Here is a 26,107-nt window from a genome sequence, read left to right as displayed (position 1 = left end):
TCTACCCGCCAGCCCAATCTATAATGACCACAGCTCGTGCACGCATTCTTTAAAGGCTTCCACAGCAGGTGCCACCTCTTCCGGCCGGTTCAAGGCTCCCAGGCTGATGCGGATGGCTCCCTCGAGGCGCCAGCGTTCCAGGCCCAGGGCTTTCAGGACGTGGCTGGCCTCCTGCCTGCGGGAATGGCAGGCCGAGCCGGTGGAGACGTAGATGCCCCTTTGCTCCAGCATGTGGACCAGGACTTCCGCCCGGACGCCGGGAAAGGAGACGTTCAAGATATGGGGGGCGCCTTCCTCCGGAGGGGGACCGTTAATCTGCGTACCGGGAATGGCTTCCAAGAGTTTTGTGGCCAGCTCGATTTTTATTGCCCGCAACCTGGCCACCCGTTCCTTCATATAGGTGGCGGCAAGTTCGGCGGCCAGGCCAAAGGCGACGATGCCTGCCGTATTTTCCGTCCCCGCACGCAGGCCTGCTTCCTGTTCGCCGCCCACAAGGAGCGGCTCCAGGCGCAATCCTTCCTTAATATATAAAGCACCGGTACCTTTAGGCCCGTGGATTTTATGGGCACTTAGGGATAAAAGGTCAATGCCGTGCTTCCGGCAGTGAAGGGGGATTTTGCCGTACCCCTGCACATGATCGACGTGGAGGACGGCCCGGCTTTTACCGTGGACCAGGCGGGCAATTTCTTCAAGGGGCTGCAAGGCGCCCGTCTCGTTGTTAACGCTCATGATGCTAACCAGGATGGTATCATCCCGCAGGGCACTTTCGAGGTCAGCCGGGCTGATGATACCACGTTTGTCCACCGGCAGGTATGCAACCTGGAAACCTTCGGCCTCCAACCGCCGGCAGGCTGCCAGCAGGGAGGGATGTTCCACTGATGTGGTGATGATGTGCCTTCCCTGGCGTTGACGGGCGCGGCTTACCCCCCATATAGCCCAGTTGTTGGCTTCGGTGCCGCCGGAGGTAAAGTAAATTTCATCCGTCCGGGCGCCGATCAGGCCGGCTACCTGACGGCGGGCGTGGGCTAGGGCTTTTTCAGCGGCAATACCCAGGCCGTGGAGGGAAGAGGGATTACCGTAATTTTCCACCAATGTTTTTTGTATTACCTTGGCAACTTCAGGCAGGACGGGTGTGGTGGCGCTGTTATCAAGATAGATGACCGGCTGCAAGACGGCAACGCCTCCCCTGGCAAAGGTTGTCTCTCACTAGTATTATACAACAAATGAGGGTTACTTAAAGGGCCGTGACACCACTCCGGGGATGCAAGCATATTGTAAATTAAAATCGGCACCTTTGGGGAGTGGTGTCCATGCATAGGGTGGAAAAAGCATTATCAAGGTACCGGGAGGACCTTTTAAATTTGCCTAACGTCGTGGGCGTTGGGATGGGATTTAAAAGTGTCCGGGGCGAAATGACCAGGAAGCCGGCAGTAGTAGTCCTGGTTAAGGAGAAATTACCGGCTGCCAGATTACAGCAGAAGGCCAGGGTACCCCGGGTACTGGATGAAGCGGACACCGATGTCCTGGAGGTAGGGGAACTGCGTCTCCTGGGCCGTACCGATTACCAGCGACCGGCGCGGCCGGGGATGAGCATCGGCCATTATAAAATAACCGCCGGCACTTTCGGGGCGGTGGTGAAAGACCGGCGGACGGGAGAACCCCTTATCCTTTCCAATAACCATGTCCTGGCCAACATTACCAATGGCCGCGACGGCCGGGCCAGTATCGGTGACCCCATCTTCCAGCCCGGCCCCTATGACGGCGGCACCAGGGACCAGGTAATCGGTTACCTGGAGCGCTTTGCGCCTATTTATCCTGTGGTCCAGGAGGTTACCTGCAGCCGGGCCCTGCGTTTCCAGGCAATCCTCAACCGCCTGGTGCACCTGGTAAGGCCCGATTACCAGGTCAGGTTAAATAAGCTGACGGCGGCCGCCAATATTGTCGACTGTGCCGTCGCCCGGCCGGTCAGTAAAGACGTTATCCAGCCGGAAATTCTGGACCTGGGACCGGTGAAGGGCGTCCGCGAGCCCGAACTGGGAATGGAAGTAGTAAAGAGCGGGCGTTCCAGCGGCATCACCCGCTCCACCATTAAAGTCCTCCAGGCTACCGTCAAGGTAGTCCTGGAAGAGGGACTGACCGGTATGTTCAGCGACCAGTTCGTTACCGGCCCCCTCGCCCAGCCGGGGGACAGCGGTTCCCTGATCCTGGATAAGGAAAATTACGCTGTTGGTCTCCTTTTTGCCGGCTCAGATCAGACTACTGTAGGCAACCGCATCCAGAACGTTTTAGAGCAGCTGGAGATAGAATTCTAGCCCCGGCCGGTAAAGGCGCGCCGTCTGGCGGGAATTAAATTCCCGTTACATGGTCAGCTGGCCGCCGGGCACGTCAATAATTTGCAGCACTTTCTCTTCTTCACCGGTGACGGCATTGATATATGAGAGGTAATAGGTATCATCAAGCTTGGTTTTAACTTCATAGGTTAGCCTCTCTATACCCCCGGGCAAAGGTATCAGGGCCAGCCGTACGCCTTCGACCTTAAGGCCGGGGCTTATTTTGGCCCGGGCTTCAGCCGGGGTTAATTTCGGTTCAGGCAACTGGCGGTCGTAATGGGCCATATAATAGGGCGTCGCATCCCAGCCGGTAATTTCCCCGTTGTCCAGGGCTACCTTGACCTTCACCTGATCGGGGTAAAGGATAACGTCGCCTTCTTTGGCGGCAAAGGTAATCACCTGGCTATTACCAGTGCGTACGGTATACGTGGGTTGCATATTGGCAAAGCCGTGGGCCTCCAGGAAAGCTCTGGCCCGCTCGAGGGCTTTGGCTGCGTCGAGGGTGGGGCTACCGACCGGCCGGGTATTGAGGAGGGAGATGATTTCCCCGCCTTGCTTGCTGACATCAATATGCACCGTTACATTGGCGCGCCGGTTGTCGATTAAGTTAAGGGCAAAGGTGGGCAGGAGCCCGTTACTGGTCCGGGTGGCCTGGACGCGATAGTTGCTGCCGCTGGCGTCGTTGGCGAAGGCCTGGGCCCGGCGTTCAGCTTCAGCTTGGGCGATTTCGCTTCCCTTGAGACCCAGGGGGCGAGGCTTTTCCAGGTGATCGGAAAAGGGACCATCGTAATTCAGGCTGGGCAGGGTTTGCAGGCGCCGGTCGGCATTAACAAACCCATCCAGGGGCCCTGGCCGGGCCTCGGCGGGAACGGCCAGCCGGGCGATGGTCTTTAGAGGCTGCGGCATCTGGACGCTGTAAAAACTGCTCCAGCGTAAGTTTTTGCTGGCTACCTGGCTTTCCGCCTGGCGGAGATCGGCCGCCAGGCGCTTCATTTCATCCCGCAGCCTGACCAGTTGTTCCCTTTCCTGGGGAGTTATCTCCTCCCCCCGGGCCAGTTTTTGCGCCAGGTAGTTGCTGTAGTCGCTGGTCTGGGACAGGAATTTACTGGTATTGATGGGCTTTATGCCCGGGGTGGGCAGCTGGCTCAAGGACAGCTGGGCGGCAGCCGCCTGGTTCCAGGCTTCCGTCAGGTGAACGGCCTGCTGGCGGGGGGAACTGCTGGCCAGGGATTTTCCCATACTTACCTGGGCCTGCTCTACGTAACTAAGGAGGTTGTAGAAGTCTCGCTGGCCGCCGGCCTCCACGGCATTGGCCAGGGTTAAACGATTGGTCCTTTCCCACAAACCCCAGCCTACGGCCAGTAAGAGGGCCAGGGTAAGGAGAATGGTGGTAAGCCTGCGTTTCAATTATAACACCATCCTTTCGGGATTTAACGGGCAAAGACATGGGCCCCGATCTGGGTAATGATAGATCTGGTCCAGATCCAGGGACTGACGGGCTTGGACGGGTTCCAGAAGAAAAGAGCGCCGTAGGTGGGATCCCAGCCGTTCAAGGCATCAGCGGCAGCCGCAGCAGGTAAAGCCAGGTTGGTGACCCGCCAGATAAGGCCGTTGGCTACGCTTTCAAAAGCCCAGGGCTCATAAATCACACCGCTGATGGTGGAGGGAAAAAGGGGACTGCGTACCCGGTTCAGGACTACGGCGCCAACGGCCACCTGTCCCTCGTAAGGTTCATTGCCGGCTTCAGCAGCAATTAAACGTGCCAAGAGGTTAATTTCATCTCCGACTGCAACCGGCACCCCGGCCTGGGTGGGGAGGGCTCCGGGATTATGCCCCTGACGATAAAATTGCCACAGGGCGGCACTGATTAAGATGACAACCAGGAGAACCGGTATGATTAAACGGCGGTGGAAAAAATACATAGATTTTCCTCCTTGTTTCCTTATTCCACCTTTAGTGTGCATGGGTTGCCAGGACCTTATACGTAAAAAGAGCGCTTTATAGCGCTCTTTTAGGTATTGCGGGGAAGGTTACCGCGACTTTGCAGAAGCGGGGTATTCTGCTGAGCGGGAGCTGTTTCCCCGGCTTCTTTCTCTTTAGCGCCCTTGCTTTCCCTGGCACTCATCAGCATATTCATGAGGGTGGTAAGTAAAGCCGGGTTTTTACCCAGCAGGCTAATCAGGTCGGCAGGTGGTTTGACACTGCCACCGCTTCCCTGGCCCAGGACGGCATTTAAAGCCTCCTGGACGGCATTGCCGGTTCCGGCCCTGGCCGGTACGGCGACATTATCTTGCAAGAGATTTAAGATGCCAAGAAGATCGACCAGAGCCAGGAGTCCGGCCAGTTCATTGAAACTAAGGGAATGTTGTTGCTGGGGGGTTAGCAATTGTAGCGCCATTTCCAGGAAATTAATTTTTTCCACCGGGGCCACCTCCACAAATCCTTCCCTTTAATATATGCTGCAGTTAGTGGATCAAGCGCTGCACCAACGTTGTTTTGGTTGCATATTTTTAACTATAGAGGAATGCTTTTCTCTTTAAAGCCAAATGGGAGGGAACAAGATGGCCGATAAAATTGTCGACCCCAATCTCCTGGCCGTTATCCAGAGCCTGAAGCCCTATATGAACAGCCGGGCCCTTCAATGCACCGAAGTGGCCGAAACCTTGCTGGATATCCTGGCAAGCGAACAGTCCCGGCGAGTCCGGGAAAAATTGCAGGGTTTACGCCAGGAGCATAAAATGGCAGTGCAGGCAGCTCGAGCTGAAAAAAAGGGTGATAAAGAGGATAATCCAAGAGGGCGGGACCCTTTCATGCTTTTTTTAATTCTACTGTTATTGCTGCTGTCAACCGACAGTTTTCCGGGGCCGGCGATTTTCCAAGATGCATTATTAAGTGTAACTTAAGCGGACAGAGGCCGTACCACCTTTGCGGGGGCTTTTTGAGGAAGGGGTTACAGGTGCCCCGGAGCTGGAACCGGCTGCCGGTGGCCTTTCGCCGGTGGGTGGCCGCTGGGGGGAATGGACGACGGTCAGGCTGTTTAAAATTACCTCTTCTTCCCAGGCCAGCTGGCCGTTTTCGTACTGGCGGCGTCGGATTTCGGCCCTGGGGATATAGGCAGATACTTCATGGGGCAGGTCGTAAGCCAGGCGGCGGGTTAACCGGATGACGGCATTAGCTACGTGGAGTTCAACCTCATCGGTATTGAGGGGGTATACTGGCGGCAAGGAAAACACCTCCTATGCTGCCAGTATATGTTAAAATAATCCAGATTGCTCTCTACCATAAACTATTGTTACGGCCACCAAGGGGAAGGGCCGCTGCCTTTATAAAGGAGCGGCCCTTCCTTTTTAGCTGGCCTTGCTTTCTTCTTTAGCCTTATCTTTATATTCCTGGCTGCGGTTTTCGGTGGTATAGAAACCGCCGGCCTTGTAGATTACGCTAATATTATGGCCGATTACCCTGTGTACTGGCCCCCCGCAGGTAGGGCATTTCTCCAGGGGAGGGGCGGTAATGCGCTGTTCCTGTTCAAAAATACCGCATTTGGCACATTTGTATTCGTAGACTGGCATTTTTACCACCTCCGCTTATCTGTATATAGATCTAGTTTTGTTTATACGCCAGGAAAATGGATTTGTCAAGATGCCTGCCCGGTGTGAAGTTGAATATCACCTCTTGAAAATCTAATCTTAAAAAATTTACTTTTCCTTGACAACCAGCAGGATTCTAATGTTTCATGTAGAAACTTAATAAATAAATTAAATAAAGATATCTAGGGCATAAATAATTAAGTTTATAAATAAAGTTCCTTTGCGTTGAACTTCCAGTCCTGGCCCCCGGAAGCCTTAAAAGCAACTGATTAAGGAGAAGTATTGGGCATTTACGGGGCGGGGCTGTCAAGGAGCAACATTTATGGTCATTACCGGTACCCCCAAATTATTACGCGAATTAAACGCCCGCCTGATTATTGATGCTATACGTGAAGCCGGAAGCCTGTCCAGGGCTGAAGTAGCGCGGCAGCTGGGGCTGAGCGCTCCCACGGTATCCCTTATTATCGAGCAGCTCATTAACAAGGGAATTTTACAAGAAACGGGTACGGGAGATTCCAGTGGTGGCCGTCGCCCTATAATGCTAGCCCTTAATCCCGGTTACCGCTATGTGGCGGGAGTTGATCTGGGCAAGCAGGAAGTGGGTCTGGCCCTGGGCAACCTGAACGGTGATCTGATGGCGGAAGGTTCCCTTACCTTTGAACCCGGCGATGCGGGGGAGGTGGTCCTGAAAAGGGTAGCGGAAACTATCCTGGCAATGTGCCGGGAAAACGGCCTGGATCCGCACCTGCTGGCGGCCATCGCCCTGGCCGTACCTGGCATTTATGATCCGGCTTCAGGCCTGGTAAAGATGGTGGCACGTTCCTTTGACTGGGAAAGGTTGAAACCTGTAGAAGTGCTCCGGGGGTACTTCAATTCTCCTGTGCTGGTGAAAAACGATGTTAATACGGCGGCGCTGGGGGAATTCTGGCGGGGTAAAGGTCGCGGTGCCAGTAACCTGGCTTATATTAGCGTCGGCCTTGGCATTGGCGCGGGCATTATCTTGAACGGCCAGTTGTTGGAGGGCTGTCACGGCGCTGCCGGCGAGATAGGCTTTATGGCCCTGGGGAAGGAAGCCCTGGACCCGGTTTTCCGCAGGTACGGTCACCTGGAAACTATTGCTTCTACCGCTGCGGTGGTAGAGCGGGCCAGGGAGATTGTAGCGGCAGGCAAGCCGGGGCTGCTGCTGGGCCTGTCCCGCGGTAATAAGGGACGGGTGGACTTCCGCCTGGTATGCCAGGCAGCGGGCCTCCAGGATGAGGATGCCTGCTGCTTGCTTGAGGAAATGGCCCGGTGGGTGGGCCTGGCGGTAGCCAACCTGCAACAGGTGCTGGACCTAGAACTTATAGTTATCGGGGGCGAGGTGCTGGCCGCCGGGGAAATCTTTTTAAACAAATTCAAGGAAACCCTGGCTACCATAGCGTGCAGCCCGCCGGAGATAGTTTATTCTTCCCTGGGGGAGAAGACGGGTCTTCTGGGTACCTTTGCCGTGGCGCTGGATTATGTATATGATAATTTGCTCGATGGGGCTCAGGATAAAAAAATAAATACGTAAAGGGGGGATGCTCGGCAGATAAGCTTCGAGAAAAAGCAGGTCAAGAAAGTCGGAAGGAAGGTTAAAGACCGCGGGTAAAATCCACGGCAAGAGCAAAATTAAAGCGCAATGAGGAGGCTTAAAAAGATGCGAAAAAGAAAGAACCTGCTGGTGTTTCTGGCAGCCGTCTTAGGCCTGGCAATGCTGGCGGGGTGCGGGGGCCAAAAGCAAACCGGGCAGGCTCCCCAGGGTGGCTCCGGCGATAAAGAGCAGGACGTAGAGTTGCGCCTGGCCAGCTGGCGCGTCGAGGAAATCGAGGCTTTTAAAAAGCTTAACGAAGAATTTAATAAAGAATATCCCAACATTAAAATTAAATATGAACCCGTCAAGGCCACGGAGTATGATTCCCTGCTCAGTATGGCCTTGAGCACCAATACTGCGGCTGATCTTATGTACATCCGCCCCTTCGACCGGGGCCTAAATCTATTTGAATCAGGCAACCTGGTGGAGCTGAGCGAGAAAGACGTCCCTAATTTAAAGAATATCCCGGACAGCCAGATGCGGGTATACCGTACTCCTGATGGTAAAATTTATGCTTTACCATATATTCATGTATCCTATGGTTTTCTATATAATAAGAAAATCTTTGACAAATACGGCCTGAAGGAACCCGAAACCTGGGATGAATTCTTTGCCTTGCTGGACACCCTGAAGAAAAACGGCGTAACTCCCCTGGCCCTGGGTACTAAGGACGCCTGGGTGGTAAGCGAGGTGATTTCCAACCCGAATTATGTTAACTTCCTTGGAGGCGAAGACTGGCACCAGGCCCTTCTCAAAGGAGAGAAAAAATTTACGGATCCCGGTTTCGTAGGTTATCTGGAACAGCTGGCCCGCCTTAAAGACTATATGCCTAAGGATTACAAGGCCATAGGGTATACGGAAGCCCAGCAGCTATTCCTGACGGAGAAAGCGGCCATTTTCCCGGCCGGCTCCTGGGAGATCGGCTTCTTCAAGTCCCAGAACCCCAACCTGGAGATGGGCCTCTTTACTTCACCGGTTGTTAAGAAAGGTGACAAACGCTGGCTGGGCTTTAACGGCGGCGCCGGTATTGGTGTCAACAAGAATTCCAAACACATAAAAGAAGCCATGATCTACGTTAACTGGCTGGGCGGCGAAAAGGCCCAGGTCCTGACGGGCAACCTGATGGCTGGCTTGTTCCCTTGCGCCAGCATTAATACAGGGGAGCTTACTGACCCGCTGGCCAAGGAATTCATCGATGCTGCCGGACCAAAGGGAGAGAACTTCGCGGTAGGCTGGAGCCTGGAGCAGATCAGCAAGCAGGAACCCTCGGCCAATACCCTGGCCATGGAGAACATAACCCGCCTGTTAAATGGCGAACTCTCGCCCCGGGAGGCTGCGGCCAATATCCAGAATGGCCTGGCGGGCTGGTACGCTCCTTTTAAGCAGTAAGGTAAGGGGCTGGTGGGCGTTAAAACGCCCACCAGCTATTTCCTGAGGCCTACGGGTGGAAGCACCTTAAAGGAAAGGGAAAAGAGAATGCTTAAGAAAAAAGCCTGGGAACCGTGGGTTTATCTCGTGCCGGCCCTGCTCTTCTATACAATTTTTATGGCCTACCCCCTGTTCGGGTCCCTGGCCATGAGCATGTATAAGTGGAGCGGGTTAGGGCCCATGACTTTTGTGGGGCTGGAAAATTTCCGGCGGCTTTTCCTCCAGCCGCCCTTTAATGAGCGCTTTTTCAATGCCCTGTGGAATAATATAGAATTTTTCCTGCTGACCATGGTACTGCAAAACGCGGCGGCCCTCCTCTTTGCCGTACTCTTGAGCCAGAAGATACGCTTCAGCAATTTCTTTCGTACTGTTTTTTTCGCCCCGGTTACCATGTCCGTATTGATGGTGGGCTTTGTATGGACCCTGCTGCTGAACCCCAGCTGGGGTGTTGTAAATAAGCTTCTTACCATCATGCACCTGGACTTCCTGGCCAAACCCTGGCTGGGAGATGAAGCCTGGGCCCTGCCGGCCATAGCTTTTGTCAATGCCTGGCAGTTTATAGGTTTGCCCATTATGATGTTCCTGGCCGGGATCCAGGCTATACCCGAAGATATTTATGAGGCGGCGCGTATAGATGGTTGCAACGAATGGTCCCTTTTCTGGCGCATAACTTTGCCCCAGCTGGTACCGGTAATAGGTATGGTGACCATATTGACCCTGGTCGGCAACTTCAGCTCCTTTGAAGTCATATACGCCATGGAAGGCACCCTGGCAGGTCCAAATTACAGCACTGACGTTCTGGGGACCCTGTTTTACCGCACTGCCTTTAGTTCCTTGAGCGGGGCTCCGCCGGACATGGGCCTGGGGGCGGCCATTGCCAGCGTTATGTTTACCATAATTGCTATGGCAGTTATGGGCTGGTTCTGGCTGGAGGCCAGGCGTCGCTCGGCCTGAGGCGGGAAAGGGGAATGTGGATGTTGCGCAGGCGCATATTGCAAATAGTGTTATACGCCTTCCTTTTATGGCAGCTGGCGGTTGTTATCTATCCCCTTTTTATTATGGTGGCTACCTCTTTCAAGACCAACTTTGAGGTCCTGAGCAACCCCTTCGGCTGGCCGCAAAAGCTCAACCTGGAAGGATACCGCACCGTCTGGGAGCTAAATAACTTCGCCCTTTACTACCGCAATAGCATCCTGGTGACCGTGGTTTCCCTGGGGCTTATACTGGCGTTATCTATCCTGGCAGCTTATGGCCTGGCCAGGTTCCAGTTCCCCGGCAACCGGGCCCTGTATTTCTATTTCCTGGCGGGGATGATGATCCCCATTCGCCTTGGGGTGCTGAACCTTTTCCGCCTTTTCCTGAAGCTGGACCTGTTCGATAATTTGCTGGCCTTGATTTTAACCTATACGGCCATGGGAATTCCCTTTTCCGTCTTCATTTTAACGGGTTTCTTTGCTGAATTGCCCCGGGAACTGGGGGAGGCGGCGGAAATCGATGGCTGCAATTCCTGGCGGGCTTTACTTCACGTCTACCTGCCCCTCATGCGGCCGGCCCTGGCCACGGCAGCCATATATCATTTTATCCCCATATGGAACGACTTTTATTTTCCCCTGGTATTTATCAAGTCTGATCATCTAAAGACAATCCCCCTGGGGACGGCCATCTTTTACGGCCAGTTCCAGACAGACTGGCCCACAGTTTTTGCCGCCTTGACTACTGCCATCATCCCGGCCCTGGCCTTTTACCTACTGATGGCCGGCCAGTTCATCAAGGGCCTGACCGCCGGGGCGGTCAAGGGCTGAAAGGAGGTAAAGAACACTATGAACTCCCGGGAAAGATTACTGGCGGTATTGCAGGGGCAGCTGCCTGACAGGGTACCGGTCAACACCTGCGAATTGCAGGGATGGAAGAAAGACGACTGGTACAACCAGCAGCCCTCTTATTATGAGCTGATGGAAATAGTCAGGCAGCATACGGACTGCATCTACTTCTGGTACCCCTACGATGGCCGGCGTATAGGCGATGGCGAAGCCGGGTTGGGCCGCTTCGTAACGGCTACACCGGACGTGGGCGTACAGAAGATATGTTGGCAGGAAGGCGCCAGCCATTTTTCCAGGTACATTGTCCATACGCCTTTAGGGGAAATTTCTTCCGTAGAACGGGTAGATGAGGGCGTAAACACGGTTTGGACCGTGGAGCATTTTATTAAGAACGAAGATGATTTACGCAAGGTTATGAGCATCCCCTATGTTCCTTACCGGCCGGACACCGGTTCCCTGGCGGCGGCCCGGGCGCAATTGGGCGACAGGGGCATAATTACGGCCGATACAGGAGATCCCCTTATTTACATCTTCGAACTCTTCGACTTCTCCGCTTTTCTCATTTTTGCCCTGCAGGAAAGGGAACTGATGCGACGCCTGTTAGACATGTACTTCGAGCGCATATACGACTACCTGCGCCACCTGCTGGAGAACGGAGCCGGGCCAATGGTGCGGATTTACGGGCCGGAGGTGGCCTGCCCGCCCTACCTGCCCCGGGAATTGTTCCGCGAATACGTGGTGCAATATGACCGGCAGTTAATCGATTTAATTCACCGGTATAACTGTTACTGCCGTGTCCATGCCCACGGGAGGGTGGGGACGGTGCTGGAGGAATTTGCCGAGATGGGAGCGGATGCCCTGGACCCGGTGGAAGCCCCGCCCAGCGGCGATGTGACCATGGCGGAGGCCAAGAGGAGGATAGGGGACCGGGTTACCCTTTTCGGCAACATGCAGCTTAAGGACCTGGAGACGGGTACTGAAGACGAGATCCGGGAACTCACCAAACGGCTGCTGGAAGAGGCTATGCCGGCGGGAAGGTTTGTCCTGATGCCTACGGCGGCTCCTATAGATGTTCCTCTAAAGGAACAAACCAGGCGCAATTATGAGGCTATGATCGAAACAGCCCTGGAATACGGGCAGTATTGAAGACTCAGGAAGAGGGTCGCGGAGATGAAGAACAAACACAGCATTATGGGTATCGGCGCCCATCCGGATGACCTGGAGATTGCCTGCGGAGGGACCCTGGCCTTGTATGCCCGGCAGGGGCACCGGATTACCATGTGCCATGTATGTAACGGCGACAAAGGTCATTTCGAGTTAAGACCGGAAGAGCTGGCCCGGATCCGGCTGGCAGAAGCCCGGTCGGCGGCCGGGATGATCGGGGCAGGGGTGATAGCCCTGGGCGTACCCGACGGTGAAGCTGGCGTCGATTATACAGGTCAGAGAATAAAAATGGTGGAGGCCATCCGGGAGGCTAAACCGGATATTATCATCACCCATGCCCCCCGGGATTACCACCCGGATCATGTGGCGGTACACAGGCTGGTCCTCGATGCCTCCTTTCTGGCCACCGTCCCCCATATAGAAACCGGGCAGCAAGCTTTGAACCGGGTTCCTGAAATTTATTTTATGGACACCTACGCCGGGGTAAACTTTGTACCTACGGATTATGTTGATATAACCTCAACTCTGGAAATCAAGCTGGCCATGATGGAGTGCCACCAGAGCCAGGTGAAGTGGCTAAAGGACCATGATAGCTTTGATGTCCTGGAGTTCATCCGCGTGAGCGGCCGCTACCGGGGCTTCCAGTGCGGCTGCAGCTATGCTGAAGGGTTCCGCAAGCACCTGGCCGCCCTGTATCTAGGGCCAAAAAGACTTTAGTGGCTATTTTGACCTGGTGGCCAGGGAAATTAATGGACAGGATGTGAGGGGAAATAAGTGCAGGGAAAAAATAATCCCAGGTTTTTAATAACCGGAGATATCAATCTCGATCTTATCGTTAAAGGGTTAAAAGCTGTTCCCCGGCCCGGGGAAGAAGTTTTTGTCCCGGATATATGCCTGTGTGCAGGAGGTAGCGCAGCTAATACGGCGGTGGCCCTGGCCAGGCTGGGGGAGCAGGTCAGCCTCCACGGCCACGGGGGCGATGATTATTTGAGCCAGTACCTTTACCAGGCCTTGCATGAAGCGGGCGTGGATACGTCGTTGCTGCAAGTCGTACCCGGTGCCAGGACAGGACTAAGTATAGCCATTACTTCCCAGGCGGACCGTTCTTTCATAAGCTACCAGGGCAGCAACGCTGCCTACCGTCCCCTGCCGCCGGTAGGAGAGCAACTGGCAACATTTACCCATCTACATCTATCAGCTTTTAACTGGGAAGAGAACCTCAAGGCTTATTTTGTTTTACTGCAGGAGGCCAGGGCGGCCGGGCTGAGCACCTCCCTGGATACGGGATGGTTTGATTTCGACCATTTAAGGCCTGGCGTTTTGGAGCTTTTAACCTTAATTGATCTTTTCTTTCCCAATGAGGCCGAAGCCTGCGCCCTTACGGGCAGGAAAACCTGGCAGGAAGCCCTCGGCGTGCTGGCAAGCAGGGTTAAAGTGGCCATTATTACCCGGGGAGGGCAGGGCGTGGCTGTCCAGAGCGGTTCTAAATTTTTCTGCCTGCCGGCCTTCGACGTCAGGAGTGTAGATGCGGTGGGCTCTGGCGATGTTTTTGCCGCCGGCTTCTTAAACGCTTATTCCCGGGGATGGGAGCTGGAAAAATGCGCCCTGTGGGCTAGCGCCTGCGGGGCCCTGGCGGCCACCAGGTGGGGTGGAGCGGCTGCCGCCCCGACCGCCGCGGAGGTAAAGGCTTTCCTAGCCGAGAGGGAGGTTAAGTTAGATGAATGCATACCAGCGCGTAATGGCGGCTATTGCTTTTCAGCCGGTAGATAAGGTGCCCGCCTGTCCCTTCGTCATGGCCTTTGCCGCCCGGTTTGCCGGCGTACCCTACGGCCGGTATTGCACCGATTACCGGGCCATGGCCAGGGCCCAGGTGGCCTGCGTGGAGCACTTCGGCTATGACATTGTTACTGCTGATACCGATGCCTACCGGGAAGCCCAGGCCTGCGGGGCCGAACTGGAATTTCCCGCAGACGATCTTCCGGTAGAAAAGAAGCCGGCCTTACCTGAAAGAAAAGACCTGGCCGGGCTGGCCCTTCCCGATGTTTATAAAGCCGAGCGCCTGGCCGATAAGATCGCCGGCGTGCAAGAATTAAAAAAGCAGACGGGAGGCCAAATTCCTGTTCTAGGCTGGGTGGAAGCCCCCTTCCAGAGCGCCGCAATCTTAAGGGGCCTGAACAACTTCATGATGGACCTGTACGATGCCCCGGATTTTGTAGCGGAGCTCCTGGATTTCACTGCCGGACTGGCCGTGGCCTTCGGCCGGGCCCAGGTAGAGGCCGGGGCCGATATTATAGGAATGGGAGATGCCATAGCTTCCCTGGTCTCGTTATCCATGTACAGGCAATGGGTGTTGCCCTGCACCCAGAGGGTGGTGCAGGGTCTTAAGGCTACCGGCGTCAAGGTTAAATACCATATTTGCGGTGCTTCGCAGCATCTCCTTGAAGCCATAGGGGAGATGGATTTTGATATTATCAATATTGATGCGAGGGTGGACCTGGCGGAGGCCCGGAAGGTTTTCCGGGATAAATGTGTAAAGGGCAATATCGATCCATCGGCCGTGTTACTCCAGGGCACTCCTGAAGAGGTAGCGGCTGCCGCCCGCCGGTGCATGGCGATCGGGGGCCGAGGCTATCTCTTGAGCCCCGGCTGTGAGGTCCCGCGCCAGACACCCGAAGCCAATTTTGCCGCCCTGGTGCGCGCTAGGGAGGAGTGGCAGCCATGAAGATCCTGGTAGCCCGGGATTACCAGCATATGAGCCGCCTGGGCGCCTGCGTGGTAACTGCGGTCCTTAAGGGCAAGCCCAATTTAGTGCTGGGCCTGGCCACGGGAGCTACCCCCCTGGGCCTTTACCGGGAACTCGTAAAGCTATATCAGGAAGGTCGCCTGGATTTTAGCCGGGTAACTACCTTTAACCTTGACGAGTACTACGGTCTTTCATCCAGCGATCCCCATAGTTATCATTACTATATGGAAGAGAACTTTTTCCGGCATATAAACATACGGCGGGAAAATATTCACCTGCCACCAGGCCAGCCCGGGGATGTGGCGGCGGCCTGTGCAGCCTATGAGGCGGCCATTGCGGCGGCAGGGGGGATTGATCTCCAGATCTTAGGGATCGGTCGCAACGGCCATATTGGCTTTAATGAACCGGGGGCAGCCCTCAACGCCAGGACGCATTTGATTGACCTGGCTCCGGAAACCATCCTTGCCAATGCCCGTTTTTTTGCCAGTATTGATGCTGTACCGCGCCAGGCTATATCCATGGGTATGGGCAGTATTATGAAGGCAAGACGCATCCTGCTCCTGGCCAGTGGCCGGGATAAAGCTGCAGCCGTAGCCGCAGCCCTGGAGGGCCCGGTGACTACCATGGTTCCGGCTTCCCTCCTGCAACTCCATCCCGGCGTTACAGTGGTCCTGGACCGGGCTGCCGCGGAAAAGCTTCACAGTGTGGTAAAGGGGGGCGGGACATGGCCCGCATGCTGTTAAAAAATGTGTGGAAAAAATACGGCCAGGTGGTGGCAGTTAAAAATTTTAACCTGGAGATAAATGACGGTGAGTTTATAGTCCTGGTAGGGCCGTCGGGATGCGGCAAGTCCACCACCCTGCGTATGGTAGCAGGTTTGGAAGAGATCAGCGAAGGTGAGATCTATATCGGCGAACGGCTGGTGAACAATGTACCGGCCAAAGACCGGGATATAGCCATGGTGTTCCAGAACTACGCCCTTTATCCCCATATGAATGTCTACGACAACCTGGCCTTCGGCCTCAAAATGCGGCGCGTGCCCCGGGAAGAAATCAGGCGCCGGGTGACGGAGGTTGCCGGCATGCTGGGGATAGAACCCCTGCTAAAACGCAAGCCCCGGGCCCTTTCCGGCGGCCAGCGCCAGCGCGTGGCCCTGGGCCGGGCCATCGTCCGGGAACCCCAGGTTTTCCTCATGGATGAGCCCCTGTCAAACCTGGATGCCAAATTGCGCGTACAAATGCGCATGGAACTGGCGCGGCTACAGCAACGCCTGGGCGTTACCACCATTTATGTTACCCATGACCAGACGGAAGCCATGACCATGGGTCACCGCATTGTAGTTATGAACGAGGGTATCGTCCAGCAGATTGACACCCCTATGGGCCTTTACGAGCATCCGGCTAATATGTTTGTGGCCGGCTTTATAGGATCGCCACCAATGAATTTCCTGCCGGTGGACCTGGTGGCAGAGAACGGCCGGGGTATAGTCCGGGGCACAGGATTTAATTTTTCGTTAGAAGATTTGCTGCCACAAAACCTTAAGGCGGCAAACGGTGAGCTGGTCATGGGCCTGCGGCCGGAAGATATCAGCCTGGACCCGGTACTCAGGGAAAAATACCCGGGCTGGGTGCTCCAGGTAAGGGCGGACGTTGTGGAACCCCTGGGAGCGGAGGGACTGGTATATTTTACCCTGGGCGATCAGGTGCTGACGTCCAGGCTGGCGGGCGGGAGTTTACCCCGGCCGGGCCAAATCTTGCCCCTAGTTTTCAACCTCAACCGCGCCCATTTCTTCGACCGGCAGAGTGGCAAGGCTTTATAAAAGACCCGCTGGAAGGCTCCGGCGAAGCATAGGGAGGGGAACGGGCATGATTGTACCGGAAAAATTTTTGCAAGTAGCAGGCTGGAGGGGGGAGGGCTACCATCCGGTAATCGATTTCGGCACCTGGCGGGTGGCCTTATTGAATGACGCCCCGGAATTCCGCCCGGAGAAACTGGGAAAAATCGAAAAGCACTTATCTACCGATGAAGTCTTTGTGCTCCTGGCAGGGGAAGGGCTGCTTATCGTTGCCGGAGGCGACGGGGCACCGGAGGAGGTTTACTGTACCTGGATGGAACCGGGGAAGGTATATAATGTCAGGCAGGGCGTGTGGCACTGGGTCCTTACCGCAGCCGGCACCAGGATGCTGATAGTGGAAAATAGTGATACCAGCGAAGAAAACAGCCGTTACACCACCTTAACACAAGGGCAGATTAAAGAAATCCTGGCCGTCCTGGAAAGAAGCAGCAGGTATTTAGTGCCTGCAAAGCCCCTTATCGATAGTTCTATGGCGTAAATTTCTTTGCCGCAGGGTCCTACCGGGACGGCTTTTTCAACCCGCCTTACAGGCGGGTTGAAGTTTCCTGCAACCACAAGTTACCGGGTTGCTCAAGGAGGATTCGGTCACCGGGTGGCGAATAGATCCATTTTGTAGCCTTATGAGAAGAGGGGATTTTTTTGTTGCGCTGGCGTTACCAGCCAATCCTCTGGACGGTGCTAATTGTCGCCACCCTGGCCGCTGGGGTTATAATTACAAACCGCGTACGCCTCGAAGAGGCCAACCGGACGGTTACCCTGGCGGTTGATTTCCAGCAGGTGCAGGAATTAGCCCGGTGGAATGGTTTGACTACCAGGGAAACCCTCGCCCGTTTGCAGCAGCAGGGAGTCAACGCCGTACTATTCAAAGAGCAGACTATAGAGGTTCTCCAGCAGCAGGTCTGGGTCCGGCCAGGTACGGAGGCTATCTTGTCCTTCCCGGCTTCAGAACGAGAAAAAGTTCATCGGGAATATACCTATCTTTTTACTGGTGACAGGCAACTGGCGCAGCGCCTGGAGCTACAGTTAAGAAATAAAATACGCGGCGGGGTGCAGGTGCTGGCCGGCAGCGGCTTCATAGCCCTGGGCATTCCCCTCACTATGACTGACTTAGAGGATCTGGGCCTGGGGTTCCCGGAAGGGGAAATGGCCATGGCGCGGGACCTGGGCCTGATGCTCGTGCCCCAGGTTAAATGGTGGTACGGCGCCAACGCCGCTTCCCTGGCGGCCACTTTAAGGCCCCTCTTTGCCTACCAGGACAGTATAGCGGCCCTGCTTTTCAACGATAGGAATCTCCCCGGTTATCCCGCCTACCTGTCCGACCTGGCTGCCCAGATTGAGCAGCTCCAGGTACCTGTGGGCTTGATCGAATTTTTCCCGCAACAAGGTCTCGGCCAGCTGGCCATGCTTCTGGATAAAAAGGCCCTGCGGGTACACAGCATTAGTGCCGATGAAATGAAAGGGTTGACCCCGGCCGCAGCCGTAGAGCGCCTGGAACTGGCCGCCCGGGAAAGGAATAATCGCCTGCTTATTGCCCGCTTAAAATTTGCGCCGGGATCGGCAAACTGGCTGGAGGATAACCTTCATTTCGTGGGCAAATTGAGAAAAGCAATCCTGGACGCCGGTTTGATTATAGGCCGGGCGAAGCCCTTTTTACCTTTTCCTTTTTCACGCCTGTGGCTGTACGTTACCGGCCTGGGTGTCCTGGCCGCCGGGGTTCTTTTAATGACACAGTTTGGTTTGCCACGTCCGGGATTAGCTTTAGGTATCCTGGGCCTTATAGCCTGGACGGGGGCCTTAGGGCTGGATTACCAGGTACTTCTGGCCCGCAAGGTAATGGCCCTGGGAGCTGCCGTTATTTTCCCTATTTTGGCCGTTCTTACGGCGTGGTCCCCGCTGCCGCGCGGGCTAAAGGCCGGGGTCGGTGTTACCTTGCGCACTGCCCTGCTCTCCTTTTTAGGAGCGTTACTTATTGCTGCCATTTTGGCCGATAATTCCTTTATCTTAAAGATTAATGAGTTCAGCGGCGTTAAAATTGCCTTTGTAGCCCCGCTGCTATTATTTTCAGCGGCCGTGATTGTCCGCCGGGAGGGGCGGCGGTCTGTTGCTTCCGTGCGGGAATGGCTTGAGGCCGGTCTCACCGTAAAGCTGGTACTCCTGGCTGTGGCGGTGGCTGCCGCCGGGTTTCTTTACCTGAGCCGCAGCGGTAATGAAAGTGTCGGCCTGTTACCCTTTGAAGGGCAGGCGCGCTCGTTCCTTGAAAACTTGCTGCTTGCCCGCCCGCGAACCAAAGAATTTCTCATCGGTTACCCTTTCTTACTATTGAGCTTGAGTCTGGGTTACCAGCACCGTTATCTTCTTTTCTGGCTTCTGGGCCTGGTAGGGCAGATTTCCCTTGTTAATACCTTCTCCCATATTCACATTCCATTCCTTATTTCCTTATTGCGGACCTTTAACGGCCTGTGGCTGGGGCTCCTGATTGGTGTGCTGCTGGTTGCAATCGTAAAGCTGGGAAGGGCAGCTTTAAGGAGGGACGGGTTGTGGCCAGGGTAGTTATTTCCGGCTATTATGGTTTTCAAAATGCCGGGGATGAGGCCGTCCTTTATAGCATGGTCCAGGCCCTGCGCTCCTTTGTGCCCGGCCTGGAAATTACCGTCCTGTCCCGCCGCCCGGAGCAAACAGCAGCGAGTTATAAAGTTGATGCGGTAAACCGCTGGCAGCTGGCGGCGGTAGCCGATGCCTTGCGCCGGGCCGACCTGGTTATAAGCGGTGGCGGTAGCCTCTTCCAGGACGTGACGGGCTGGAACAGCCTCCTTTACTACCTGGGAGTGGTAGTTCTGGCCCGGCTATTGCGCAAGCCGGTGTTTGTTTATGCCCAGGGGCTGGGGCCGTTAAAGCGGCCCTTTAGCCGCTGGCTGGCCGGGAGGATTTTAAATAACGTCCAGCTTATATCCTTGCGGGATAGCGAGTCACGGCAACTCCTGGAGGAGCTGGGGGTGAGGCGGCCGCCGGTCTATGTTACCGCCGACCCGGTGCTGGGCCTGGAGCCAGAGAACCTGGATTTGCGCCCCGGGCAGGAAAAATGGCAGGAGTTGGGCCTGGCTGCTCCTGTCGTTGGTATTTCTGTCCGCTCCTGGCCGGGGGCCGGCAAATGCTGGCCGGCCCTGGCCAGGGCGGCCGATGACCTGGTGGCCGCCGGGTGGCGGGTTTTATTTTTACCCTTCCACTTTCCTGCCGATGTTGACGCCTGTCGCCAGGTTTCACGCCTGATGCATCAGCCGGCGGTTGTTTTAAGGGAAAATTTAGACCTGGCGACTATTATGGGCTTGATGGGCCGGATGCAATTTTTAATCGGCATGCGGCTCCACGCCCTGATTCTGGCGGCGGTTATGGGGGTTCCTTTCCTGGCCCTGCCCTATGATCCTAAGGTGCTTGCCTTTGCCCGGCTGGTGGAACAACCGGCAGCGGGTTTGCTGGCCGGGTTAACCTGCCAGGGACTTACGGAGGCGGTGCAAGAAGCCATGGCTTGCCGGGAAGAATACGGCCGGAGATTAAGGGCGGCAGCGGCCGAACTGCGGCCCCGGGCCCTTGATAGCGCCCGCCTGGTTGCAGAGTACTTGAAGAAAGGAGCCACAAGTGGCTGACGGCCAGAAAAATGGCAGCAAATAACAACGGCAAATATGCCCGGGCACCGGCAGGAACGCCGGTGGCTCGCATGGCCAGGGCGGCAAGTCTTGTCCTGCTATTGAACCTGCTGAGCCGGGTACTGGGTTTTGTACGGGATGCCAGTATTGCCGCACGTTTTGGTGCCGGCCCGGCTACCGACGCCTACCTGGTAGCCTATACCATTCCTTTCTTTCTCCAGACCATCCTGGGGATGGCCTTTGTCACGGTGATGGTGCCTGTAATTACCACTTACCTGGTCCGGGACGACCGCGACCAGGCCTGGGCAATAGCCAGCGCCGTCGGCAACTGGACCTTTTTAATCATGACCCTGCTGGCAGCTGCAGGCACCGTCCTGGCTCCCTGGTTGGTCCAGGTCCTGGCCCCCGGATTTACGGTGCCAGTTTATGATCTGGCGGTGAAACTCACCCGCATCATGTTCATCTCTTTACCTTTTATGGGAACAGGAATGCTTATCAGCGGTATTTTAAACGCCGGTTATATCTTTACCTCGCCCGCCCTGGCACCGGCGGTGAGCAATGTGGTGATTATTGCCACCGTAATCCTTGCCGGGCAAGCCTATGGCATCACCGGACTGGCGGCAGGTACAGTTTTAAGCTTTATCGCCTATATGGCAGTCCAGCTTCCCGATTTACCGCGCCTGGACTTTCGTTTTACCGGGCACCTGCTGGCCCATCACCCGGCAGTACGCCAGATTGGCCGCCACCTGCTGCCCGTATCTTTGAGCCTGGCGGTGGGCCAGTTATACCTGGCCACCAATCGCTTTTTTGCCTCCCACCTGGTAGCGGGTAGTATTACGGCCCTGGACTTTGGCAATAGACTGGTAACTCTCCCCCTGGGTATCTTTGTGGCCAGCGTTACCACAGCCGTTTTTCCATCCCTGGCCGAGCAGGCGGCCCGTCATGACCGCCGGGAAATGGCCCGCCTGGTTGATCGCGGCCTGGGACTGGTGATCCTTACCATTTTGCCGGCCGCCGCCGGGCTTATTGTCCTCCGGGAGCCCCTGGTGCGACTGGTTTTTGAGCGGGGGGCTTTTGATCCCCGGGCAACCACCATGACGGCAGTGGCGGTTTTATTTTATTCCCTGGGGCTCCTGGCCCAGGCCATGCATCCCATCTTGACCCGGGCCTTTTATGCCCTCCAGGATGTAACCGTCCCGGTAACAACAGGTCTTTGCTCTGTAATCATTAATATTATTTTTAGTTCCTTGCTGGCGCCTAACCTGGGACATGGTGGCCTGGCCCTGGCCAATTCCCTGGCCGGCAGTTGCTATGCCCTAATGCTTTACCTGGCATTGCACCGCCGCCTGCCGGAGCTGAAGGTGTTTGCCCTTCTGGGTTCTGCCCTGCGTACGGTCCTGGCTGCGGTAATAATGGGACTGCTTGTCTGGCTGGCGGGCAGGTGCCTTGATGTTTTTGCCGGTTCCCTGCCTCTGCCGGGATTATTTGCCCGGATAACCGTATTAATAGTCGCCGGGGTGTTCATCTTCTGGCGCCTGGCACTTCTGGTAAGGATTGAAGAAGTTAATATCATCACCGCTATGTTGCGCCGCCGGCTGCAAAGGGCACATTCATAAGCAGGAATAAAGGGAGAAACGGCGAATACGATCATCAAGGTCGTCTAAATCAATAGACCTGAAGGCGAAGTGACGTTATGGACCTGGCGGCAATCCAGAAAGTATTACCCCACCGTTACCCCTTCCTGCTGGTTGACCGTATCCTGGCAGTGGAGGCAGGACAACGGGCGCTGGGACAAAAAAATGTCAGCGGCAACGAATGGTATTTCAGCGGCCATTTTCCCGGGCAGCCGGTAATGCCCGGCGTGTTAATCATGGAAGCCCTGGCCCAGGTCGGAGCGGTGGCCCTGTTAAGTCTCCCCGAATTCCAGGGGAGGGTTGTTCTTTTTGGCGGTATGGACGGGGTTCGTTTCCGCCGCCAGGTGGTTCCGGGCGACGTTTTAAGGCTGGAGACGGAGATTATCAAGCTCAAAGGAAGGGTAGGTAAAGGTTACGGCCGCGCCTGGGTGGGGGAAGAACTGGCGGCCGAAGGCGAACTCCTATTTGCTGTTGGAGAAAAGATTGAATAAGGTTCTATTGCGGGGGCCTGAAGCGCGGGAGACGACGCCGGCCCGCAATAGAATTAATTCCAGAGGAGGAACCTGAGGTGAATATCCTGGCCCTAGTTCTAGCCGGGGCAATTAGCTTTATAGTTACACCATTTTTATGCCGGGTGGCACCCCGCTTGGGGGCAGTTGATAAACCCGATGCCCGTAAAGTTCACCATACTCCCACGCCCCGCCTGGGGGGAGTGGCCATCTATGCCGGTTTCCTAGGGGCCTTTGCCCTCCTCGGTTACCACGGGGATAAATACCTGGGGCTCCTGCTGGGCGGCACCTTTATCATGCTGGTGGGGCTGGTCGATGACCTTAAAAATATAAGTCCCAGGTTGAAATTGATGGGGCAAATTATTGCCGCGGCCATCGTGGTAGCCTTCGGCGTGCGGGTGGAATTTCTCACCAACCCCTTTGACGGTCTTTTAATTTTAGGCAAGCTGGCCATACCCGTTACTATTTTTTGGCTCGTAGGTGTTACCAATGCCTTGAACCTGGTGGACGGCCTGGATGGCCTGGCCGCCGGAACATCCTTTATTGCCGCTGTCACCATTGCCGTGGTGGCCTGGTTTAACGGGGAAGGGGTAGTTGCCCTTCTTTCCCTGGCCCTGGCAGCCAGTGTACTGGGATTTTTGCCTTTTAACTTTCACCCGGCACGGATTTTTATGGGGGACAGCGGCTCCATGTTTTTGGGTTTCAACCTGGCGGCCCTGGCCGTCGTTGGCCTGACCAAGAGCGCGACGGTAGTTTCCCTTTTAGTCCCGGTAGTCATCCTGGGTTTACCTATCCTGGACACCGTCCTGGCCATTATCCGGCGCTATCTCAACCACCGGCCTATTTTCGCCCCGGATAAAGGCCACCTGCACCACTGCCTGCTGGCCCAGGGTTTAACCCAGCGCCAGGCCGTCAGCATCATCTATCTGGTGAATGCCTGCCTGGGGGGCAGTGCTGTGCTCCTTACCAGGTTGACTACGGACCAGGGTATGCTCATCCTGGTAGGCCTGGCCGTGATAATCCTGGTGGGATGTAATAAATTGGGTGTGTTTGGTAAAGGGCATCTTCCCGGGGTTAAGACCCGGCATAATTCTTTGCATATACTATGATCCGGTGCCGCAGGGCACAAGAACGGTATCGAAAGGGTCGCGAGTTTTAACTCGCGGCTTTTTTGCATTTATGGAGGCTATTGGGAAATAATACGGAAATGAAGTCTTGCAGTAATGGGGGAAAATAGATGAACGACTTGCTCATTGAGGCGCTTTTAATCCTGGCCTTTATCGTTGCCGGCGTCGGTCTCCTTTTTTATCTCCATAAGCGGGAATTACTTTAAATTAACTTGTTCTGGGGGGAAAATTCTTGGAGTACCTTGAGGTATTTCTCCAGACTATACTTGCCTTTGCGGCCATCTTTATCTACACCCGGATTCTCGGCAAACAGCAGATTGGCCAGCTGACATTTTTTGAATACATTAACGGCATCACCTTTGGCAGTATAGCTGCCGTGCTGGCTACCGATATAGATCCCAACCGGACGGGGATTCATTTCGTGGGCCTCACCCTTTTTGCCTTCCTGACATGGTTGGCCGGTTATGTGGCCCTCATCAGCCGCCCGGCCCGCAAGCTTATTTCCGGTGAGCCCACTGTAGTGGTGCATAACGGCAAAATCCTGGAAGGAAATATGAAAAAAATGCGGTATAATTTTGATGAACTGGCCATGCAGCTGCGACAAAAAAATGTTTTTGATATTGCCGACGTTGAATTTGCTATTCTGGAGCCTGACGGCGACCTGAGCGTTTTGCTGAAATCCCAGAAACGCCCCCTGACGCCGGCCGATCTCCAGTTGCCGACCAGTTATGAGGGGATTCCAACGGAACTGGTAATGGATGGGGAAATCCTGTTCCAGAACCTGGAGCAAAATAAACTGGATGAAAAATGGCTCATCCGGCAGCTCCAGGCCCAGGGGGTCAGGGATATCAGCCAGGTTGACTATGCCGTTTTGAGGAGCGACGGCTCCCTGTATGTCAATTTAAAAGAAGACGACATTGTCAGCCCAGTAGACATCACCGACGCCCCGGAAAGCCCGGTGAAAAAAGAAAAAGAGGAGCAGGACAGGCCCTATTGATCCCGAACGTTATACTGAGTACTGGCGCCAGCCGGCCAGGGCCGTCCTGGGAAAAGTTTTTTGGAGGTGGTTGTAATGGTGATCAAATTTGGCACCGACGGATGGCGGGCCATTATTGCCGGGGAATTTACCTTTGCCAATGTGCGCCTGGTTACCCAGGCCGTCGCCAATTACCTGCAGGCCACGCAAGGGCCGGGGGAAGTTGTAATCGGTTATGATAACCGCTTCCTGGCCCCGGAATTTGCTGCCGCGGTAGCCGAAGTACTTACAGGTAACGGCTTTACCGTTTACCTGCCTTCCCGGGCCGTACCAACGCCGGTAACGGCCTGGGCCATCAAGAAATACGAGACTTTAGGGGCATTAATGCTTACGGCCAGCCATAATCCCCCCGCTTATGCCGGCCTCAAGTTTATACCCGATTATGCGGGTCCGGCTGTACCGGCGATTACCGAAGCCATTGAAAAAGAAATAGCGGCTGTAACGTCCGGAGGATCGATTAAGCACATGGAACTGGCGGAGGCAAGGCAAAGGGGTATGGTAAAGAAACTGGAGCCGCGGGAGGACTACCTGGAATACCTCCGGGGTTTAGTTGATGTAGAAGCTATCAAGCAGGCCAGGTTAAAAGTTGTCGTTGACCCCCTGTATGGTGCGGGGATCGATTACCTCGATGAATTTCTGCAACAGGCCGGCTGTCAGGTACATACCATCCATAACTACCGGGACCCCCTTTTCGGCGGTTCCCTGCCTGATCCCAGCGGCCGCGGTTTAAGTGATCTGGTATGGCAGGTGCGCGCAACGGGGGCCGACCTGGGGCTGGCCCTTGACGGTGATGCCGATCGTTTCGGTGTTGTCGATGGGGACGGTACTTACCTGACGGCCAATGAAGTCCTTTACCTGGTCCTGGCCCACCTCATTTTCCACCGGCAGTCCCGGGGAGCGGTGGCCAGGACGGTTGCTACCACCCACAACCTGGACCGCCTGGCCGCGGCCGAAGGCCTGCAAGTCATAGAAACACCGGTGGGATTTAAATATATCGGCGAGGCCCTGAGGCAGCACGATTGTATCCTGGGAGGCGAGGAGAGCGGGGGATTAAGCATCCGCGGCCACATCCCGGAAAAAGACGGCATCCTGGCCACGGCCCTGGTCGCCGAGCTGCGGGCCGTCCAGGGGCGCAGCCTTAACAAAATCCTGGCGGATTTACAAGAGCGCCATGGCCGCCTGGTAAGCCGGCGGGTGGACATCGAAGTCGCCCCGGATGTCAAAGCACGGGTTTTAAGGCAACTGCCGCATTTTACCCCGGCCAGGATTGCCGGCGTGCCGGTGACGGGTTGCCTGGCAGTTGACGGTGTTAAATTTATCCTGGCCGACGGCAGCTGGGTTTTACTTAGGCCTTCAGGTACAGAACCCCTCCTGCGTTTATATGTGGAGGCACCCGCTGACGAGCGCCTCCGTCTCCTCCAGGAAGATATAATTTCCGCCCTTAAGCTTTAAAGTACCTGTCATATTCCTCGACCGAAAGTTCCCGGTAACAGGTGGGACATAAAGCCCCTTTACCGGGAACTTCTACGGCATTTTCCAGGCCGAAGCGCTCCATTAAGCTTAAAGAAGCGCCGCAGCGCAGGCAGGCGTCGCTGGCGGCCGGCATTAAGTTCACCTCCTT

At 55.5% G+C, this 26,107-nt stretch carries 27 protein-coding genes; 20 read left to right on the top strand and 7 right to left on the bottom strand.

The features are described from left to right. Positions 1 to 18: 18 nt before the first annotated feature. Entirely contained in the window at positions 19 to 1,170 is a 1,152-nt protein-coding gene (locus tag NWF31_RS12445) for a cysteine desulfurase family protein (RefSeq protein WP_258360832.1), read from the bottom strand. Between the two features lie 191 nt (positions 1,171 to 1,361). Between NWF31_RS12445 and NWF31_RS12440 the strand changes: the two genes are divergently transcribed. Then, positions 1,362 to 2,312 (top strand): S1 family peptidase, encoded by a 951-nt coding sequence (locus tag NWF31_RS12440; RefSeq protein ID WP_258360831.1) that lies wholly within the window; start codon positions 1,362 to 1,364, stop codon positions 2,310 to 2,312. A 45-nt stretch (positions 2,313 to 2,357) separates the two neighbouring features. Here the strand turns inward: NWF31_RS12440 and ypeB are convergent, their stop codons facing one another. From ypeB to NWF31_RS12425, 3 genes are all read right to left on the bottom strand, one after another. Continuing rightward, entirely contained in the window at positions 2,358 to 3,737 is a 1,380-nt protein-coding gene (gene ypeB, locus NWF31_RS12435; RefSeq protein ID WP_258360830.1) for a germination protein YpeB, read from the bottom strand. Between the two features lie 23 nt (positions 3,738 to 3,760). Next, on the bottom strand, positions 3,761 to 4,252 hold the full coding sequence (locus tag NWF31_RS12430; protein WP_258360829.1) for a cell wall hydrolase: 492 nt from the start codon (positions 4,250 to 4,252) through the stop codon (positions 3,761 to 3,763). An 89-nt stretch (positions 4,253 to 4,341) separates the two neighbouring features. After that, positions 4,342 to 4,752 (bottom strand): hypothetical protein, encoded by a 411-nt coding sequence (locus NWF31_RS12425; RefSeq protein WP_258360828.1) that lies wholly within the window; start codon positions 4,750 to 4,752, stop codon positions 4,342 to 4,344. A 139-nt stretch (positions 4,753 to 4,891) separates the two neighbouring features. On the opposite strand from NWF31_RS12425, the gene NWF31_RS12420 reads away from it, so the two are divergent. After that, the gene (locus tag NWF31_RS12420) at positions 4,892 to 5,233 is read left to right on the top strand and encodes a hypothetical protein (RefSeq protein WP_258360827.1); all 342 of its coding nucleotides are present in this window, start codon (positions 4,892 to 4,894) and stop codon (positions 5,231 to 5,233) included. Here the strand turns inward: NWF31_RS12420 and NWF31_RS12415 are convergent. Together NWF31_RS12415 and NWF31_RS12410 are read right to left on the bottom strand one after the other, a co-directional pair. After that, a complete protein-coding gene (locus NWF31_RS12415) occupies positions 5,219 to 5,554 on the bottom strand; it encodes a hypothetical protein (RefSeq protein WP_258360826.1) in 336 nt (111 codons plus the stop codon). The two genes, NWF31_RS12420 and NWF31_RS12415, sit on opposite strands and share 15 nt — an antisense overlap. Before the next feature lie 123 nt (positions 5,555 to 5,677). Then, entirely contained in the window at positions 5,678 to 5,899 is a 222-nt protein-coding gene (locus tag NWF31_RS12410; protein ID WP_258360825.1) for an FmdB family zinc ribbon protein, read from the bottom strand. Positions 5,900 to 6,239: 340 nt separating this feature from the next. Between NWF31_RS12410 and NWF31_RS12405 the strand changes: the two genes are divergently transcribed. The 18 genes from NWF31_RS12405 (at position 6,240) to NWF31_RS12320 (ending at position 25,938) form a co-directional block, all read left to right on the top strand. Continuing rightward, positions 6,240 to 7,469, top strand: coding sequence for an ROK family transcriptional regulator (locus NWF31_RS12405; RefSeq protein ID WP_258360824.1), 1,230 nt, complete (start codon positions 6,240 to 6,242; stop codon positions 7,467 to 7,469). Between the two features lie 126 nt (positions 7,470 to 7,595). After that, positions 7,596 to 8,918, top strand: coding sequence for an ABC transporter substrate-binding protein (locus tag NWF31_RS12400; protein ID WP_258360823.1), 1,323 nt, complete (start codon positions 7,596 to 7,598; stop codon positions 8,916 to 8,918). Positions 8,919 to 9,005: 87 nt separating this feature from the next. Next, positions 9,006 to 9,911 (top strand): carbohydrate ABC transporter permease, encoded by a 906-nt coding sequence (locus NWF31_RS12395; protein ID WP_258360822.1) that lies wholly within the window; start codon positions 9,006 to 9,008, stop codon positions 9,909 to 9,911. Between the two features lie 20 nt (positions 9,912 to 9,931). Then, entirely contained in the window at positions 9,932 to 10,759 is an 828-nt protein-coding gene (locus NWF31_RS12390; RefSeq protein ID WP_258360821.1) for a carbohydrate ABC transporter permease, read from the top strand. Positions 10,760 to 10,777: 18 nt separating this feature from the next. Beyond that, positions 10,778 to 11,923, top strand: coding sequence for a uroporphyrinogen decarboxylase family protein (locus NWF31_RS12385; RefSeq protein WP_258360820.1), 1,146 nt, complete (start codon positions 10,778 to 10,780; stop codon positions 11,921 to 11,923). A 24-nt stretch (positions 11,924 to 11,947) separates the two neighbouring features. Beyond that, positions 11,948 to 12,658: a PIG-L deacetylase family protein gene (locus NWF31_RS12380; protein WP_258360819.1), complete on the top strand. Its 711-nt coding sequence runs from the start codon at positions 11,948 to 11,950 to the stop codon at positions 12,656 to 12,658. A gap of 57 nt (positions 12,659 to 12,715) precedes the next feature. Next, a complete protein-coding gene (locus NWF31_RS12375; RefSeq protein ID WP_258360818.1) occupies positions 12,716 to 13,711 on the top strand; it encodes a carbohydrate kinase family protein in 996 nt (331 codons plus the stop codon). Next, the gene (locus NWF31_RS12370) at positions 13,659 to 14,663 is read left to right on the top strand and encodes a uroporphyrinogen decarboxylase family protein (protein WP_258360817.1); all 1,005 of its coding nucleotides are present in this window, start codon (positions 13,659 to 13,661) and stop codon (positions 14,661 to 14,663) included. The genes NWF31_RS12375 and NWF31_RS12370 overlap by 53 nt, the downstream gene beginning before the upstream one ends. Further along, positions 14,660 to 15,427 carry a glucosamine-6-phosphate deaminase gene (nagB, locus tag NWF31_RS12365; RefSeq protein ID WP_258360816.1) on the top strand — a complete coding sequence of 256 codons (768 nt, stop codon included), beginning with the start codon at positions 14,660 to 14,662 and terminating at the stop codon, positions 15,425 to 15,427. Before NWF31_RS12370 ends, nagB begins: the two co-directional genes overlap by 4 nt. Further along, positions 15,409 to 16,503 (top strand): ABC transporter ATP-binding protein, encoded by a 1,095-nt coding sequence (locus tag NWF31_RS12360; RefSeq protein ID WP_258360815.1) that lies wholly within the window; start codon positions 15,409 to 15,411, stop codon positions 16,501 to 16,503. Before nagB ends, NWF31_RS12360 begins: the two co-directional genes overlap by 19 nt. A 46-nt stretch (positions 16,504 to 16,549) precedes the next feature. Continuing rightward, entirely contained in the window at positions 16,550 to 17,017 is a 468-nt protein-coding gene (locus NWF31_RS12355; protein ID WP_258360814.1) for a hypothetical protein, read from the top strand. Positions 17,018 to 17,178: 161 nt separating this feature from the next. After that, the gene (locus NWF31_RS12350) at positions 17,179 to 19,089 is read left to right on the top strand and encodes a DUF5693 family protein (protein ID WP_258360813.1); all 1,911 of its coding nucleotides are present in this window, start codon (positions 17,179 to 17,181) and stop codon (positions 19,087 to 19,089) included. After that, the gene (csaB, locus tag NWF31_RS12345; protein ID WP_258360812.1) at positions 19,077 to 20,180 is read left to right on the top strand and encodes a polysaccharide pyruvyl transferase CsaB; all 1,104 of its coding nucleotides are present in this window, start codon (positions 19,077 to 19,079) and stop codon (positions 20,178 to 20,180) included. The genes NWF31_RS12350 and csaB overlap by 13 nt, the downstream gene beginning before the upstream one ends. Before the next feature lie 11 nt (positions 20,181 to 20,191). After that, positions 20,192 to 21,796, top strand: a complete 1,605-nt coding sequence (gene murJ / locus NWF31_RS12340) for a murein biosynthesis integral membrane protein MurJ (protein ID WP_258360811.1) — start codon at positions 20,192 to 20,194, stop codon at positions 21,794 to 21,796. 77 nt (positions 21,797 to 21,873) lie between these two features. Then, positions 21,874 to 22,305 carry a 3-hydroxyacyl-ACP dehydratase FabZ gene (fabZ, locus tag NWF31_RS12335; protein ID WP_258360810.1) on the top strand — a complete coding sequence of 144 codons (432 nt, stop codon included), beginning with the start codon at positions 21,874 to 21,876 and terminating at the stop codon, positions 22,303 to 22,305. 77 nt (positions 22,306 to 22,382) lie between these two features. Then, positions 22,383 to 23,432, top strand: a complete 1,050-nt coding sequence (locus NWF31_RS12330; protein ID WP_258360809.1) for a glycosyltransferase family 4 protein — start codon at positions 22,383 to 22,385, stop codon at positions 23,430 to 23,432. 250 nt (positions 23,433 to 23,682) lie between these two features. After that, positions 23,683 to 24,447, top strand: coding sequence for a DUF421 domain-containing protein (locus NWF31_RS12325; protein ID WP_258360808.1), 765 nt, complete (start codon positions 23,683 to 23,685; stop codon positions 24,445 to 24,447). A 75-nt stretch (positions 24,448 to 24,522) separates the two neighbouring features. Next, positions 24,523 to 25,938 (top strand): phosphoglucomutase/phosphomannomutase family protein, encoded by a 1,416-nt coding sequence (locus tag NWF31_RS12320; protein ID WP_258360807.1) that lies wholly within the window; start codon positions 24,523 to 24,525, stop codon positions 25,936 to 25,938. Here NWF31_RS12320 and NWF31_RS12315 read toward each other — a convergent pair. Further along, on the bottom strand, positions 25,928 to 26,092 hold the full coding sequence (locus NWF31_RS12315; protein WP_258360806.1) for a hypothetical protein: 165 nt from the start codon (positions 26,090 to 26,092) through the stop codon (positions 25,928 to 25,930). The genes NWF31_RS12320 and NWF31_RS12315 overlap by 11 nt on opposite strands. Between the last annotated feature and the right edge of the window lie 15 nt (positions 26,093 to 26,107).

Origin of the sequence: Neomoorella sulfitireducens (assembly GCF_024733845.1) — a bacterium.
GTDB lineage: Bacteria > Bacillota > DSM-521 > Neomoorellales > Neomoorellaceae > Neomoorella > Neomoorella sulfitireducens.
Note: the sequence above shows the minus strand (reverse complement) of the source record. Positions and strands in the feature narration are given on the sequence as shown.

Excerpts from the sequence above, each read along its gene's own strand:
- NWF31_RS12430 (WP_258360829.1), bottom strand. The coding sequence starts at position 4,252 with ATGTATTTTTTCCACCGCCGTTTAATCATACCGGTTCTCCTGGTTGTC.
- NWF31_RS12420 (WP_258360827.1), top strand. The coding sequence starts at position 4,892 with ATGGCCGATAAAATTGTCGACCCCAATCTCCTGGCCGTTATCCAGAGC.
- NWF31_RS12410 (WP_258360825.1), bottom strand. The coding sequence starts at position 5,899 with ATGCCAGTCTACGAATACAAATGTGCCAAATGCGGTATTTTTGAACAG.
- NWF31_RS12405 (WP_258360824.1), top strand. The coding sequence starts at position 6,240 with ATGGTCATTACCGGTACCCCCAAATTATTACGCGAATTAAACGCCCGC.
- NWF31_RS12400 (WP_258360823.1), top strand. The coding sequence starts at position 7,596 with ATGCGAAAAAGAAAGAACCTGCTGGTGTTTCTGGCAGCCGTCTTAGGC.
- NWF31_RS12395 (WP_258360822.1), top strand. The coding sequence starts at position 9,006 with ATGCTTAAGAAAAAAGCCTGGGAACCGTGGGTTTATCTCGTGCCGGCC.
- NWF31_RS12390 (WP_258360821.1), top strand. The coding sequence starts at position 9,932 with ATGTTGCGCAGGCGCATATTGCAAATAGTGTTATACGCCTTCCTTTTA.
- NWF31_RS12385 (WP_258360820.1), top strand. The coding sequence starts at position 10,778 with ATGAACTCCCGGGAAAGATTACTGGCGGTATTGCAGGGGCAGCTGCCT.
- NWF31_RS12380 (WP_258360819.1), top strand. The coding sequence starts at position 11,948 with ATGAAGAACAAACACAGCATTATGGGTATCGGCGCCCATCCGGATGAC.
- NWF31_RS12370 (WP_258360817.1), top strand. The coding sequence starts at position 13,659 with ATGAATGCATACCAGCGCGTAATGGCGGCTATTGCTTTTCAGCCGGTA.
- nagB (WP_258360816.1), top strand. The coding sequence starts at position 14,660 with ATGAAGATCCTGGTAGCCCGGGATTACCAGCATATGAGCCGCCTGGGC.
- NWF31_RS12360 (WP_258360815.1), top strand. The coding sequence starts at position 15,409 with ATGGCCCGCATGCTGTTAAAAAATGTGTGGAAAAAATACGGCCAGGTG.
- NWF31_RS12355 (WP_258360814.1), top strand. The coding sequence starts at position 16,550 with ATGATTGTACCGGAAAAATTTTTGCAAGTAGCAGGCTGGAGGGGGGAG.
- murJ (WP_258360811.1), top strand. The coding sequence starts at position 20,192 with ATGGCAGCAAATAACAACGGCAAATATGCCCGGGCACCGGCAGGAACG.
- fabZ (WP_258360810.1), top strand. The coding sequence starts at position 21,874 with ATGGACCTGGCGGCAATCCAGAAAGTATTACCCCACCGTTACCCCTTC.
- NWF31_RS12320 (WP_258360807.1), top strand. The coding sequence starts at position 24,523 with ATGGTGATCAAATTTGGCACCGACGGATGGCGGGCCATTATTGCCGGG.
- NWF31_RS12315 (WP_258360806.1), bottom strand. The coding sequence starts at position 26,092 with ATGCCGGCCGCCAGCGACGCCTGCCTGCGCTGCGGCGCTTCTTTAAGC.